Annotated in this window: 11 protein-coding genes and 1 riboswitch; of the genes, 4 read left to right on the plus strand and 7 right to left on the minus strand. The window is 51.3% G+C overall.

The window, feature by feature from the left end:
- Window positions 1-18: 18 nt before the first annotated feature.
- The 4 genes from guaA (at window position 19) to EHSB41UT_RS01660 (ending at window position 6,623) form a co-directional block, all read left to right on the plus strand.
- The gene (gene guaA, locus EHSB41UT_RS01645; RefSeq protein ID WP_087106251.1) at window positions 19-1,596 is read left to right on the plus strand and encodes a glutamine-hydrolyzing GMP synthase; all 1,578 of its coding nucleotides are present in this window, start codon (window positions 19-21) and stop codon (window positions 1,594-1,596) included.
- A gap of 116 nt (window positions 1,597-1,712) precedes the next feature.
- A riboswitch (Lysine riboswitch) is annotated at window positions 1,713-1,960 on the plus strand.
- A 171-nt stretch (window positions 1,961-2,131) separates the two neighbouring features.
- On the plus strand, window positions 2,132-3,715 hold the full coding sequence (locus tag EHSB41UT_RS01650) for a Na+/H+ antiporter NhaC family protein (RefSeq protein WP_087106253.1): 1,584 nt from the start codon (window positions 2,132-2,134) through the stop codon (window positions 3,713-3,715).
- 128 nt (window positions 3,716-3,843) lie between these two features.
- Window positions 3,844-4,275: a CesT family type III secretion system chaperone gene (locus EHSB41UT_RS01655; RefSeq protein ID WP_087106255.1), complete on the plus strand. Its 432-nt coding sequence runs from the start codon at window positions 3,844-3,846 to the stop codon at window positions 4,273-4,275.
- Window positions 4,275-6,623, plus strand: a complete 2,349-nt coding sequence (locus tag EHSB41UT_RS01660; RefSeq protein ID WP_087106257.1) for a glycosyltransferase family 4 protein — start codon at window positions 4,275-4,277, stop codon at window positions 6,621-6,623. Before EHSB41UT_RS01655 ends, EHSB41UT_RS01660 begins: the two co-directional genes overlap by 1 nt.
- 11 nt (window positions 6,624-6,634) lie before the next feature.
- On the opposite strand, the gene EHSB41UT_RS01665 is transcribed toward EHSB41UT_RS01660, so the two are convergent.
- The 7 genes from EHSB41UT_RS01665 to EHSB41UT_RS01695 all read right to left on the minus strand — a co-directional run bounded on the left by EHSB41UT_RS01665 (window position 6,635) and on the right by EHSB41UT_RS01695 (window position 13,722).
- Window positions 6,635-7,039, minus strand: a complete 405-nt coding sequence (locus EHSB41UT_RS01665; protein ID WP_087106258.1) for a tetratricopeptide repeat protein — start codon at window positions 7,037-7,039, stop codon at window positions 6,635-6,637.
- 47 nt (window positions 7,040-7,086) lie between these two features.
- Window positions 7,087-7,335, minus strand: coding sequence for a type III secretion system needle filament subunit SctF (gene sctF, locus EHSB41UT_RS01670; protein WP_087106260.1), 249 nt, complete (start codon window positions 7,333-7,335; stop codon window positions 7,087-7,089).
- A 37-nt stretch (window positions 7,336-7,372) separates the two neighbouring features.
- The gene (locus EHSB41UT_RS01675) at window positions 7,373-7,624 is read right to left on the minus strand and encodes an EscE/YscE/SsaE family type III secretion system needle protein co-chaperone (protein ID WP_087106263.1); all 252 of its coding nucleotides are present in this window, start codon (window positions 7,622-7,624) and stop codon (window positions 7,373-7,375) included.
- The gene (gene sctD / locus EHSB41UT_RS01680; protein WP_087106265.1) at window positions 7,611-9,110 is read right to left on the minus strand and encodes a type III secretion system inner membrane ring subunit SctD; all 1,500 of its coding nucleotides are present in this window, start codon (window positions 9,108-9,110) and stop codon (window positions 7,611-7,613) included. The genes EHSB41UT_RS01675 and sctD overlap by 14 nt, the downstream gene beginning before the upstream one ends.
- A gap of 179 nt (window positions 9,111-9,289) precedes the next feature.
- On the minus strand, window positions 9,290-11,140 hold the full coding sequence (locus EHSB41UT_RS01685) for a long-chain-acyl-CoA synthetase (protein WP_087106267.1): 1,851 nt from the start codon (window positions 11,138-11,140) through the stop codon (window positions 9,290-9,292).
- 63 nt (window positions 11,141-11,203) lie between these two features.
- On the minus strand, window positions 11,204-12,397 hold the full coding sequence (locus EHSB41UT_RS01690) for an acyl-CoA dehydrogenase family protein (RefSeq protein ID WP_087106269.1): 1,194 nt from the start codon (window positions 12,395-12,397) through the stop codon (window positions 11,204-11,206).
- Between the two features lie 23 nt (window positions 12,398-12,420).
- Window positions 12,421-13,722, minus strand: a complete 1,302-nt coding sequence (locus tag EHSB41UT_RS01695; RefSeq protein ID WP_087106271.1) for an acyl-CoA dehydrogenase family protein — start codon at window positions 13,720-13,722, stop codon at window positions 12,421-12,423.
- Window positions 13,723-13,734 lie beyond the last annotated feature (12 nt).

Raw genomic sequence — 13,734 nt, forward strand, 5'->3', positions numbered from 1 at the left:
ATCAGGTAAAGATGCCCAATGAGCCAGGATATTCATTCCCAGCGCGTTTTGATTCTTGATTTCGGTTCTCAGTACACCCAGCTGATTGCCCGTCGTGTCCGTGAAATTGGCGTCTACAGCGAAATTCACGCCTTCGATATGGACGAACAGTCCATCCGCGAATTTGCCCCTAAAGCGATTATCCTCTCCGGTGGCCCGGAGTCTGTAACCGGCTCTGATACTCCTCGTGCACCACAGTGTGTGTTTGAAATGGGTATTCCTGTTCTGGGTATTTGCTACGGCATGCAGACCATGGCCGAGCAGCTGGGTGGCAAGGTGTCCACTTCTGACCTGCGCGAGTTTGGCTACGCCAGCGTGAATATCGATCAGGCCGGTACCCTGCTGGACGGTATTCAGGATCATATCGCTGAAGGTGGTCAGGCCAGCCTAGACGTCTGGATGAGCCACGGTGACAAGGTCACCACTCTGCCGGAAGGCTTCTCCCGTATGGCCTGGACTGACAGCTGCCCGTTTGCCGGTATGGCTGATGAGAATCGTCACTTCTACGGTGTGCAGTTCCACCCTGAAGTCACTCACACTCAGCAGGGCGGTCGTATCCTTGAGCGCTTTGTTTGTGAAATCGCCGGCTGTGACAAGCTGTGGAATCCTGCAGCCATTATTGAAGATGCCATCGAGCGTGTGCGTGCGCAGGTGGGTGATCAGAAAGTTCTGCTGGGCCTGTCTGGCGGCGTAGACTCCAGCGTTGTTGCCGCACTGCTGCACAAGGCGATCGGTGATCAGCTGGTTTGTGTGTTTGTGGACAACGGTCTGCTGCGCAAGAACGAAGGCGATCAGGTTATGGCTATGTTCGCTGAGAACATGGGCGTACGTGTGATTCGTGCCGATGCAGAAGAGAAGTTTCTGTCCCGCCTGAAAGGTGTTCAGGATCCGGAAGCCAAGCGCAAGGCGATCGGTAATACCTTTATCGAAGTGTTCGATGAAGAGTCTACCAAGCTGCAGGGCGTGAAGTTCCTGGCCCAGGGAACTATCTATCCTGACGTGATCGAATCCGCTGCCAGCAAGACCGGCAAGGCGCACGTGATCAAGTCTCACCACAACGTGGGTGGCTTGCCTGATGATATGGCCATGGAGCTGGTGGAACCGCTGCGTGAGCTGTTCAAGGATGAAGTACGCAAGATCGGTCTCGAACTCGGCCTGCCTTACGACATGGTTTACCGTCATCCATTCCCGGGCCCGGGTCTGGGCGTTCGTATCCTGGCGGAAGTGAAGAAAGAGTACGCCGATATTCTGCGTGAAGCTGATGCGATCTTTATTGAAGAGCTGCACAAGGCTGATCTTTACCATAAGACCAGCCAGGCGTTCGCAGTATTCCTGCCGGTGAAGTCTGTAGGTGTTGTCGGTGACGGTCGTCGATATGAGTACGTTATTGCTCTGCGCGCTGTTGAAACAATCGACTTTATGACCGCACGCTGGGCACATCTGCCGTATGAATTCCTGGAGAAGGTCTCCAGCCGGATTATCAACGAGATCAGCCATGTATCTCGTGTGACTTACGATATTTCCAGCAAGCCACCGGCAACGATCGAGTGGGAATAATCCTGTTCACGTTGTGAGTTGATCTGAAACGCCGGCCTTGCCGGCGTTTTTGTTATGGTTCATAAGAAACTTGTTATTGTTCATAACCTTAGCGTTGTGGATAATACCCACAGGTTTTGAATGGTAGAGGTGCGGCAGGCATCAGTACCGGGTTCCGGGGTGACACCAATGGGGATTCGGGAAAGGGCTTGTCGCCGAAGTCAGCAGAGTGTCGAAACTGCTGGTTGGGGTGTCGTTGAATAAGCGCCACACTGTCACGGTGTTGTGTTAACCCGCGAGGGTTAAAGCAGTACGTTCTATTGCCATCTGGGCTTGCCTGTTCCGGTGTGTACCGGGCAGGGAACCGTGGAGTGCTACCGAATCTTGAGAGAAACCTGCAGTGATACTGTTTCGCAAAAACAGTTATCGCAATAGTCGTCATTTATGTGAACGACTGTCCGCCTTCTCTCATTTTTTGCGCTCCTGATCATCTAATATGAGGTAGCAGAGCTGGATTTCAGCACTGTGCCTGCAAGGAAAACTAGAGATCAGCAGTATGGATTTAACAAGTTTTTCCCAGTCTTATCTTTCCCTTCTGGCGCCGGCTGTGGCGATCGGACTTGCGATTATTACTCGCAAAACAATTATCTCACTGGTGGCCGGTATTCTGGTTGGCAGTCTGTTACTGACAGATTTTCAGCTGACCCATACCGCACAGTATCTGTTTAAATCCTTTATCTCCGTATTCTGGAGTGATGGCGGTGTGAATACCGGCAGTGTATTTATTCTGCTGTTCCTGATCTGTCTGGGCATTATGACCAGCTATATCTCTGTCGCTGGTGGTACTCGCGCATTTGGTGAATGGGCGCGTAAGCGGGTGAAAACCGCTCGTGGATCCCAGCTGCTGACCGTGGCTCTGGGTATCATCATCTTTATTGATGATTACTTTAACTCTCTGGCTGTGGGTAATATCAGTCGTCCACTGACGGACCGGAACCGGGTTTCCCGCGCCAAGCTCGCTTATCTGATCGATTCAACCGCAGCGCCGGTGTGTGTTATCAGCCCGATATCCAGCTGGGGCGCTTATATCATTGCTCTGATTGGTTCGATTCTGGCGTCTCATCAGGTAACCGGTATCTCTCCGTTCTCTGCTTTTGTCGAGATCATTCCGATGAACCTGTATGCAGTGATTGCTCTGGCGATGGTGTTTGCTGCTGCCGCTATGGATTTGAATATCGGTCCGATGAAAACCCACGCCATGCGGGCAGCTCAGGGTGAGCTGTATGATCCGCGTCGTGGTGAACCGATGGGTTCCAGAGATCTGAAGGATGCCTATATGGGCACGGTTTCTGATCTGGTTGTTCCTATACTGGTGTTGGTGATTGCAACAGTTTCCGCACTGGTGGGAACCGGTGCCCAGGCGCTGACTGAAGCTGGTCTGCCTTTCTCTGTGCTGGGGGCTTTTGAGAACACCAATGTTGCCAACTCTCTGATGATTGGTGGTGTGATCGGTATGGCCTGTGGCTTCCTGATGCTGATGCGCCACAAGGGTGTGAGTGACAAGGTGGTGGATGCAACCAGAACCGGTGCGCAATCCATGATGGGAGCCATTTATATTCTGGTATTGGCCTGGGTGCTGGTGGATGTGATCAGTAATCTGGAAACCGGAAAGTTCCTGGCCAGTCTGGTGAGCCAATCCATAGATGCACATTGGCTGCCTGCGCTGATGTTTGTGATTGCCGGTATCATGGCTTTTGCAACGGGCACCAGCTGGGGCACTTTTGGTGTGATGTTGCCGATTGCCGGTGATATGGCGGCTGCAACCGATATCGCCCAGATTATGCCGATGATGGGTTCTGTGCTGGCTGGTGCAGTATTTGGTGATCACTGTTCACCGATCTCCGATACCACCATCCTGTCCTCAACCGGTGCGTCCTGTCACCATATTGATCACGTAGTGACGCAGCTGCCTTACTGTCTGGCTGTGGCAACCATCAGCTTTGTTGGTTATCTGGTAATGGGCGGAACCGGTTCTGTTGCGATGGCTCTGCTGGCATCGGCCGTTCTTTTTGCACTGACACTGATGTTGTTTAAGAAGATTTCATTTTCCGGTCAGGCAACTTCTGAAGTGGTTTCATAAAAATTCAGAACCCCCAGCCTTATAATTCAGAAAGCCACCTCCCGAAAGGGCGGTGGCTTTTTTGTGTTTGCAGTCTGGCGCCTGATTGACAACATTTAATAGAGAGTGTGAAAGATCAGGACGATCCCATGAAGCTGGATGAGCTAATAACACTGTTTGCCAGAAATAATGGCATTGATAAGCCCGATGATCAGAATGGGCATTACCTTATCCCGATGGAAGGCGTGGGTATTCACTGCTATCAGGAATCAGGAAAGATCTGTCTGCAGGCTGAGATTGCTCCGCTTGCTAAGAGTGAGGGACAGCGGCAGAGCCAGAGCCGTCTGTTGCTGGAAAAGACCATGGGACTGATTCTCGAGCAGCGCAGCTCATTATCCATTGATGAAGAAAAAGGTATCTATCAGCTTTATCAAAGAATGCCGCTGGAAGATCTGAATATTGAAGACTTTCAGGAAGCGGTTGAGAAGTTCGGTGGCTGCGGCATCTATTACAAAGGACTGCTGGGGCAGGGCGGAGAATCATCCGCGCCTCCTCTTCCCAATGGCATGATGATGCCTTGATGGCTTCAAAGAGCCGGCTGTTTGGAACGGTACTTTCAGCCAGTGGCACTTCCCGGGATGGTTACATCAATGGCCTGCGGGAAGCGAACGACAGCTTTCTTCAGAACCTGATTCGGCATACCCGATGCTTCCAGCGTTTTCATCTTTTTACCGTCGAGACGGATATTCGCTCTTCACAACTGTATTGGCTTAATTGGTTGTATCAAAACGGGCTTAGTGACCGCCGGGAAATTATTGTGTTTCCCATTACCTATATGGCTGCCAGCCTTTCCTCAGATGACTATGACCTGTTCTATAGCGGCGATCCTTATATCGGGCAGCTGCTTGAGCTGCGCGCCGCTTTCGCCTCATCCCCCTGGCCGATCTGGGGGCGTTGCCATTCCTTAAGTCAGGATATCACTCTGGGCGCTTGGCGTAGTCTTCTCCATGCGGAGTCCCGCAGCGGCGATGCATTGCTGAGCAGCAGTCAGGCCTCCGGGCAGGCTTTGAATAACTTGCTGGCAGAAGCTGGAAAGCGAGATAACAAGAGCTTTGCTGGGGATATTCTGACTTTGCCTTTGGGTGTGAGTGATATGTCCTGCGATATTTCTGCTCAGGAAGCGAGGCAATCTCTTGGTATCCCGGAGCAGGGGCTGGCCATCTTATGTCTGGGGCGATTGTCACCGTTGGATAAGTCAGACCTTCATCCGTTGTTGGTGGCACTGGCCGAAGTGGCTGATGAAACCGATGCGCAGGATTGGTATTTGTATATTGTTGGTCAGGCTGCGGATGACGATGATTATATCCAGTCACTGGTTCAGTATGCTGTGCAGCTTGGTCTTGAGAACCGTATTTATTTTAAATTTGATCTGCAGCCGCAGCATAAGCAGTTGGCCTTTGCGGCGAGTGATACTTTTGTTTCCCTTGCGGACTCGGTACAGGAAAGCTTTGGTATTGCTCCTGTAGAAGCGATGTCTGCAGGCTTGCCGGTTATTCTTTCCGACTGGGATGGCTATCGGGAATTAATCGAGGATGGTCAGGAAGGTTTTCTGATTCCCACGCTATGGGGCGATACTGATGGTCTGGCTGTGCCTCATGCCTACTTCTCGCCAATGCAGTCCGGCTTTGTTCAGGCGCAATCTGTTGCTGTTGATATTGAGGCCTTAAAGACAGCACTTATCGGCTTGTTAACGAATGTCACACTTCGCAAGAACTGCGGAAAGAAAGCGCAAAAGCGATACTCGAAATCCTATCAGTGGTCTTTGGTAATAGATGCGTTTGATAAGGTCTTTGAAACTCAAAGTCTAAAAACGCCATTGGAATGTGTTCCTTCCGGTCAGATGCACGCTCTTCACCCCAATCGTATTTTTTCCGGCTATGGCAGTGATTCTCTGGCTGAAAACAGGCAGCTGCAAACGACAATGTTGGGGCGCCAGGTTTTAACTGGCCGGTTTTATCCGGTGGATTACCATAGTCTGCGACAGACTTTGCCGGTTGAGTCTTTGGAGGAGCTTCTGAAGGTTTGCCGGGTAAGGCAGAGTGTGGGTGAAATTAGAGAGATATTACCTCTGGCCAGAGCGCAGGCGGACTTCCTAATGCTATGGGCAACTAAGCATGGCCTGCTACATTGCGAATACATAGAAGAGGTTGGTGAGCAGAAAATATTTCAGATTGAGGAGTATGAAGAACCTTCATCTTCCAATTTGCCACCAATAAAAAATCCGGGCATTGAAACGGCTCAGCTTTTACTGGCAGGCATCTCAGATCGTTCGTTTGATTTGATAGATGGTGAGGCGCCATGCTTCCAAGCTGAAATTTTAATGTGTTTAGCCAGGGAGTTATCAGGGGAAGATCTCCCAACCAGTTTTGCATCCTCCAGTCTTGGCTTATGTATCAGTGATCACTTTTTGGAAAGACTTCATAGTGTTGAGATAGACAGAATCTGCACGGAGTTTGCCGAAGAGTTGGAGCGAACCTTTCAGTCTCCAGAGGCTTGGCATAGAGAGCTGAAACAACGATTAGCCAAACCACTTCCCTATGATCCTCTATCCCGGGATATCACCCAAAGTGTTTTTCAATCGTTGGGCGGACTGAGTGTTGTGAATCTGGATACGGAATTAGAGAAGCAGGCGTGGCGGGAGCTCAGGCTATCCGGGGAAGACTATCAGGATAGAAAACTGATTAAGGCCGTAGCCGCGAGCTGGGGCAAGGGCGAGCATTATCAAACTCAGCGAAAGGTTGATAAGTCTGTTGTACAGGCGGTGGATAAGTTAAAAGAGTTATTCACATCTGGAAGGGCTGAGAAGCCGGCGGTATGGCTGACGGCTCTCTATCGGGAGTGGCTAACCGAGAAGCTCATGCAGAGCTGAACTTATATAGTTTAGTGAAGTCCGGATGAGGACTTCTTGGAGGCCTGCTCTTTCAATTCAACCAACAGATTGGATGCCAGACTGGCAGCTAAAGAGTCATCGCTGTCGGTCAGGCCGTTGAGGTAACGTTCACACTCACTGTTTCTGCCCAGCATCATCAAAGCCATACCGATAAATGCTTTGACCGTCGGATTTTCCGGCTCCAGCTTCAGAGCTTTCTTCTCCAGCGTATCCAGAGCTTCCTGATGACGGTTCATATTCATACTGTTCAGGGCGTTGCCAATATGGGGCAGTACGCTGTCAGGACGCGCCTGTTCAATCGCCTTGAACATGCTTTGAGCCTGAGGTGAGAAACCGCCGCTGGTGGCCATAAAGCCGATGTCGGCAAGGAGTCTGAGAGTGTCTGCGCTAACCATAATGGTGTTTCCTGAATCAGTTGCGTTATCTGGTTATCAAGTCAGGATCAGTTGATCTTCTGGATAATGCCCTGGGCTGTATCTTTTATGGACTTGATGACACCACTCTCCAGGCTGTACATCATGGTGAGCTTATTCATTTCCTGCTGGAAAGCGATAAGGTCAGCCATATTACTGGGATCAAGGGAGTCCATTCGGGTTTTAACTGTGCTCTCAAAATCGTTCAGTTTTTCATTCAACCGCTGAGTAGTTGAATCAAAACTAAGATTTGGCGTTGAGCTTAAATTGTCACTCATAATTCAAAGTCCTTTTCAGCAGCCCAAGGGACTGCGGCTAGTGAGTCTTTTTATTATCGTGATGTTTATGCCAGGTGAGCTCTACAACCTTGATGGCATCATCAATCGCGTCAATTAAGGCATCAGCGCAGGCAAATTCATCCGGAGCCAGACCGCTGTTACGCTTTTTTCTGACGGTATCCAGATCCTGATTCAATTGCGCCAGAAGCTGTTGCTTGTGCTTACCATCTTTGTCGGTCGACAGGCGATCTTCCGTGACTGACAGCGAAACAAAATCATTGTCCGCCATGGCTCCCTCCTCCAATAAAATACTTGATCCGTTCCTGACCGAGACGCAGGGTCAGATATTCAAGGTTGATACCTTCCAGTATATAACCGTTTTTAAGCTTTGCTCCGCGCAGATATTTCTCGCCATTATCGAGAATCACATAAGGTATGCGGCCAAGGCTCACACTTTTGATCTTCAAGAGTGGCTGCATGGTGGCAAGATCGGTTGCAGGCAGCGTGACATCAATCACCAGTTCAGGGCGCTTGTACTTCTCCCGGAAGTCCTGAACTACCTCTTTCAGATAGTATCCCTGTGAGGCATCGGCCAGTCGGCCCTTGAGTACAACCTTGCCGGGTGTTTCCATTAATCGGATTAGCTGATTCAGGTTCTTTTCCTTAAGCATGGTGCGTAAGGCTTTCAGGCGAGTAGCCTGATATTGAACCTGATCGACAATAGAGATCAGGCCGTGAACTTCCTGTTGCAGCACATCACGGATACGGCTGACCTCTTTGGGATTAGAGGCATAGCCGCTGAGCACCAGTGAGCCGGGCGTTGTATCTAGCTCGATATTCATCTGCTTGAAATCATACTGATCCAGTACCGACGCGGCTGTGGCTCGCATCTCGTTCATAACTACGGCCTGGAAGTTATAAGGCACCTGAGCGGTATTTAGAGCCTGCTGCAGATTGTTCTTCATAATATTGTCTGCCACATACCCGGAGATAAGCACCGAACCGTCAGGCAGTTTCTTCAGGCGCAGATCAGAAAAATTCATCTGGGTAATAATCTGCTCGGCTTTCTGAGCTGGGGTGATGTTATCGAGTGCCGTCTGCTCCGGGTCGGTCATGGCCCAGAGCCAGGCAAAGCCCCCAATCAGAAAGGACATAAACAGCCCAAGCGCCGATCCACCAACAATAAAGGGGTGATTCCTGCACCAGCCGAGCAGATCAAACTTCTGACCGGCAAAGCGGCTTAGAAAGCGATCGATGGCTGAAGGAGATGATTCTGTTTCGGTCGCGAGATCATTATCAAGGTTTTGTAGCTGGGCCAGCTCGTCCTCATCCACTTGATCATCCACTATGGGAATAGCAGGATCGGGAGCAACTTCAGTCGGAGCCGGTGCAGGCTGGACTGGTTGTGGCTGCGGCATTGCCGGTTGAGGGGCGGCTGTTGGTGGACCGCCGAGGTTAAGCTCTGGCCAGGGCTGGCCAATAACGCCAACAGCAAAGTAGAGGCTGCCGGCCATCGCAACCGTATGCGAAGGCAGGCTGAAAGTATCTGGTTGAGGTTGCCCGGAAATGGTGATGCTCTGGCCATGGGCGAGGTTTGTGACCTGCACGCCTTCGGCACCGACCAGAAGCTCCAGCTGGCGTTCGGCCAGAGTTTCATCGGTCAGTACAAGGTCACACTCTTCATGCCGGCCAAGAATCCAGGTGCCGGGATCAAGTGTGATTTCCGCCCCTACATGGGGGCCGGACAAAATTTTAAGGGCCCAGACATCTGCCATCGTCGTTATCCGTAACGTGCTGAAATGGCGACTTAATTAAAGTATCGGCGGCATCCTGCGGCGATCCAAAGCCTTCATGGAAATAGATATTCCCTGATTAAGAAAGGTTATGTGAGAGATCTGGATATTTCCACTGGGAATAAGTAGAGGAAATAAAAGAGCCCCTTGCGGGGCATCTTTCAAAGGCGGATCTGTTGGCTGTTGATCTGGGTGAGCAGATCGTGGGTCAGAGGCTGATAACGGGCCTCTTCCGGCAGAAGTGTGAGTATCGGTTCCTTAACGGCATCCACATCAAACGACTCCTTTTTCAGCTCCACCTTCTGGTACTTAAAGGTTGAAGTCATCTTCTGCTGTTCACGAATACGAATAAAAAGTGGCACGGCATACACGGGCAGTTCATTGCGCAGATAGCTGGTGAGATCCTGCAGAGAAAGCTCGGCAATGGTGCAGTCGAGAGTCAGCGCAGCCATGCCGGCTTTGCCATCGGCTCCCGGTACATCGACACCATAAACCACAGCCTGCTCAATACCGGGATAGCGGTTAATAATGCTTTCCACTTCTGCTGTGGCCACGTTTTCCCCTTTCCAGCGGAAGGTATCGCCTAGACGGTCAGCAAAGGCAATATGCATAAAGCCCTGTTTGATGACCAGATCGCCGGTATTGATATAGCTGTCGCCATTTTTAAACACATTGCGCAGCAGCTTACCTTCGGTCGCATCATTGGATGTGTAGCCATCGAACGGACTTTTATCGGTCACCTTGGCCAGCAACAGGCCGGTTTCTCCTGTGCTGACTTTCTGCATGCGTCCACGTTTATCCAGCACCGGCTTATCTGTTTCCACATCCCATTTAACAATGGCGTGAGGAAGAGGGCAGCAGCCGGCAGTGCAATCCAGATTCAGAGCATTGGTGAAAACCAGATTGACCTCACTGGCGCCATAGAACTCGTTGATATGGGGAATACCAAAACGCTCTTTGAAGGGCATCCAGATATCCGGGCGCAGACCGTTGCCAAGAATCACCCGCAGGGAGTTATTGGCATCATCCGGTTGAGCTGGCTGGTTGTAGAGGTAGCGGCACAGCTCTCCGATATAACAGAAGGCTGTGACCTTGTGTTTGCGAATATCATCCCAGAAGCGTGTGGCACTGAACTTTCTGGCAATCACCATCTGCGCTCCGTTGCCCAACACTGCCGAGAGCGTCAGGCTCAGAGCATTGTTGTGATAGAGCGGCAACGCGCAGTAGAAGACATCGTCTTTACGGATATACATGGATGCCATACCGATACCGCCCATTGCTTTGAACCAGCGATAGTGGCTCATAATCGAGGCTTTGGGCATGCCGGTGGTGCCAGAGGTGAACACATAAAAGGCCGGCTGGTGGAGGCAGACTTCACGGGTCGCAGCGAGGTTATTATCAGGCTGCGTTTCTGCATGCTTGAAGAGGTCACGGTAACCGGTTGGCGTTGGCTGTCTGGAGTTATCTGGGATATACCAAAGGTTATCGCCAAGCTGTTCAGGCAGCTTATTGCGAATCGGCTCAAGGGCGGAAACCAGTTCTTCACCAACAACAACCAGCTTCGGGTTGGTGATATTAATACTGTGCAGAAGCACATCCTGACGCTGGCTGGTATTCAGCATGGTCGCTACCGCGCCCAGCTTTAGAGCGGCCAGAGAGGCCAGCATCAGCTCACAACGGTTTTCCAGAAACAGTGCGACCACGTCACCACTGCCGACGCCCTGTTGCTGTAAAAGGTGGGCCAGTCTGTTTACGGTTGAGTTGGCCTGGTGATAACTGAGCTGTTGCGTGTCATCAACCAGAAAAGGGCTATCCGGATAGCGTTGAGCCTGCTGTTCCAGCAACCGGCCGATCGATTTTTTCTGGCTGGGCTTGACGCTCAAGAGGTTATACAAACCTTTGGCGATTTTCGGGATGTTGGGCACGATCGCGGGCTGGGAACGGATAATATTCCACAAATTAACCAGCCGTGGTGGGCGATGTTCGACACTTGTTATTGTTGTTTTTGTCATAGCTATGCCCTTGTGAGAGATTTAGGCCTTTGGAACTCTTATCAATACGTCGGAGAGAGTCCGTTACTTCAATTCAGAAGATGATTTGCCCAGTATTCGACGAGCGATAATCAGTTTCTGTATCTGTTGCGTCCCTTCAAAAATATCCAGAATTTTCGAGTCACGAGCCCACTTTTCCAGCAACTCATCTTCGAGATAGCCAGCCGGACCGCACAGTCGCGTGCACTCAAGAGTAATATGATTGGCAACCCGTCCGGCCTTCGCTTTCGCCATAGAGGCTTCTTTCGAGTTCGGCTGACCGTTATCTGCCATCCAAGCGGCTTTCAGAGTTAGCAGTCTAGCGGCTTCCAGGTCGGCTTCCATTTCCAGCAGGCTGGCTTCCAGTGCGGTTAGATCCTGATCCGACTTGGTGTAGTTCAAGCCTTTGTTCAGTAACAGCTCTTGGGTTCGTTCCAGCGATGCGCGGGCAACACCTATGGCCATGGCAGCTACCACCGGGCGTGTGTTGTCGAAGGTCTGCATCACACCGCCAAAGCCTTTTTTGGTATCTACTTCGGGATTACCCAGCAGATTGGCTTTGGGAACGCGACAGTTGGTAAAGGTGATGGCGGCGGTATCCGAAGCCTTGATGCCCAGCTTCTTCTCAAGCCGTACAACTTCCATCCCCGGAGTGCCTTTTTCCACGACAAAAGACTTTATCGCAGCACGACCGATATTCGGGTTGAGTGATGCCCAGACAACAACCGCCTCAGCGCGCTCGCCACTGGTTACATAGATCTTTTCACCATTGATGATGTAGTCATCACCATCAGCAATAGCCGTGGTGCGTATGGCCGCTGAGTCCGAACCGGCTTCCGGCTCGGTAATTGCCATCGCTGCCCACTTATGACCAAACCGCTGGAGTTGTTCATCATTGGCAACGGCAGCGATAGCGGAGTTGCCCAAACCTTGCCGTGGCAGGCTTAAAGCCAGACCAGTGTCGCCCCAGCAGAGTTCAATCAAGCCAAGCACCGTGGACATATTGGTGCCATTACGAACACCTTCTGAATGCTTCTGCTGGCTCAGCTTGCCTGAACCCGCAATGCCGCCGGTGGCATCGTTCATGGCATCCAGAAGAGCTGCGAGCATATCCAGCTCAACGGGATAGTCGTGTTCAGCCCGATCGTATTTTCGGGAGATAGGGCGGAAAACCTGCCTTGCGACTTGATGCGCCTGACCGACCAGCCCTTTGAATTTTCCGGGAATTTCAAGATACATAAAATTTCCTCTTTGAATTCTCGTTAAATAATCAGGCTGCCAGCCAGAAGTGGCGTAGCGCGAAGATCCCGATACCAGCGTTCAACCGGATGTTCCTGGATAAAACCATGGCCGCCCAACAGCTGGACACCATCAGTACCTGCCTGCATACCTTTGCTGGTGGCTTGCAGGAAAGACAGACGTGCTTCTTTGGTGAAATCCATGTTGCGTTCGGCACGGCTGGCCGCACGGCTGTTTAACAGACGCATCCCTTCAATCTCGGTGGCCATATCGGCAATCATAAAGGCGACAGACTGACGGTGAGTGATGGGCTCACCAAAGGCTTTGCGGTCATTGCAGTAGGGCACAACGTAATCAAGGATGGCTTGTGCCGTTCCTGTTGCCAGCGTCGCGGCTGCAACCTGACTGCGGGCAAGCCACTCTTGGGCATCAAAGTTTCCGGCATCCAGACAATGGTAGAGAGGGATATCGACGTTTTTTAAATGCAGTTGGCCAAGATCGGCACTGTGCAGCCCCATGGACGGTAGTTGGGAAACAGTTACACCTTTACTGTTGCGAGGTACCAGGAACAGAAAGGTCTTGTCTTTCAGGGAGGCGGAAACCAGAAAGAACTCGGCGCTCTGGCTGATGGGCACCATGGTTTTATGACCATTCAACCGGTAGCTGTTGCCTTTTTTCTGGGCAGTGCAGGAGGGTTGGGCATCATTTCTGTTCACACCGGTTTCTTGGTGAGCAACGGAAGCCTGCACGCGGCCGCTCTCAATGAGTTTGGACTGCCAGGTGTGTTGTAATCCAGATTGCCCCCAGCGGCTGATAGCCAAGGCCACAGATACCGGGGAGAGCAGAGCCAGAGCCTGTCCCATATCGCCTCGGGCGAGCTCTTCAGTCAGCAGCATCCAGGTTTCAGATGCGTGGGCCATATCCATACCGTCCAGATCTTCCGGCAGAATAAAATAACCGGCACCCAGCTCATCAAACTCGTTCCAGATAGCTTCGGAAGGTTTGCGATCAATCGCTGAAGAAGCGGCTTCTTCCCGCAGGCGTTCTGCCAGCCGTGCCGCATTATCCTTGATCATCATTTGCTCTTCCGAGAGATTCAGATCAAATAATGAAGAGGGCTTTTGACTGGTTTGAGATTGTTTGTCTTTGTTTGTTTTGGCCTTGCGTTTAGAGAGAGCACCCTGGCTTTTTATAACCGCAGAAAACCCACGGCGAGTGACAATATAAGCCAGTTTCTCAGCCGGCTTTCTCAGGCGGGTACGCTCAGCGAAATCCGATCCCGCAAAGCGGTTGGCAAGGTTTAGAGCTATGCCGATAGCATTCATACAGAGTACTTA

It is taken from the genome of Parendozoicomonas haliclonae, from assembly GCF_900174585.1.
In the GTDB taxonomy this organism is placed as follows: domain Bacteria; phylum Pseudomonadota; class Gammaproteobacteria; order Pseudomonadales; family Endozoicomonadaceae; genus Sansalvadorimonas; species Sansalvadorimonas haliclonae.

Coding starts and splice junctions, on each gene's coding strand:
- guaA (WP_087106251.1), top strand. CDS start 19: ATGAGCCAGGATATTCATTCCCAGCGCGTTTTGATTCTTGATTTCGGT.
- EHSB41UT_RS01650 (WP_087106253.1), top strand. CDS start 2,132: ATGGATTTAACAAGTTTTTCCCAGTCTTATCTTTCCCTTCTGGCGCCG.
- EHSB41UT_RS01655 (WP_087106255.1), top strand. CDS start 3,844: ATGAAGCTGGATGAGCTAATAACACTGTTTGCCAGAAATAATGGCATT.
- EHSB41UT_RS01660 (WP_087106257.1), top strand. CDS start 4,275: ATGGCTTCAAAGAGCCGGCTGTTTGGAACGGTACTTTCAGCCAGTGGC.
- EHSB41UT_RS01665 (WP_087106258.1), bottom strand. CDS start 7,039: ATGGTTAGCGCAGACACTCTCAGACTCCTTGCCGACATCGGCTTTATG.
- sctF (WP_087106260.1), bottom strand. CDS start 7,335: ATGAGTGACAATTTAAGCTCAACGCCAAATCTTAGTTTTGATTCAACT.
- EHSB41UT_RS01675 (WP_087106263.1), bottom strand. CDS start 7,624: ATGGCGGACAATGATTTTGTTTCGCTGTCAGTCACGGAAGATCGCCTG.
- sctD (WP_087106265.1), bottom strand. CDS start 9,110: ATGGCAGATGTCTGGGCCCTTAAAATTTTGTCCGGCCCCCATGTAGGG.
- EHSB41UT_RS01685 (WP_087106267.1), bottom strand. CDS start 11,140: ATGACAAAAACAACAATAACAAGTGTCGAACATCGCCCACCACGGCTG.
- EHSB41UT_RS01690 (WP_087106269.1), bottom strand. CDS start 12,397: ATGTATCTTGAAATTCCCGGAAAATTCAAAGGGCTGGTCGGTCAGGCG.
- EHSB41UT_RS01695 (WP_087106271.1), bottom strand. CDS start 13,722: ATGAATGCTATCGGCATAGCTCTAAACCTTGCCAACCGCTTTGCGGGA.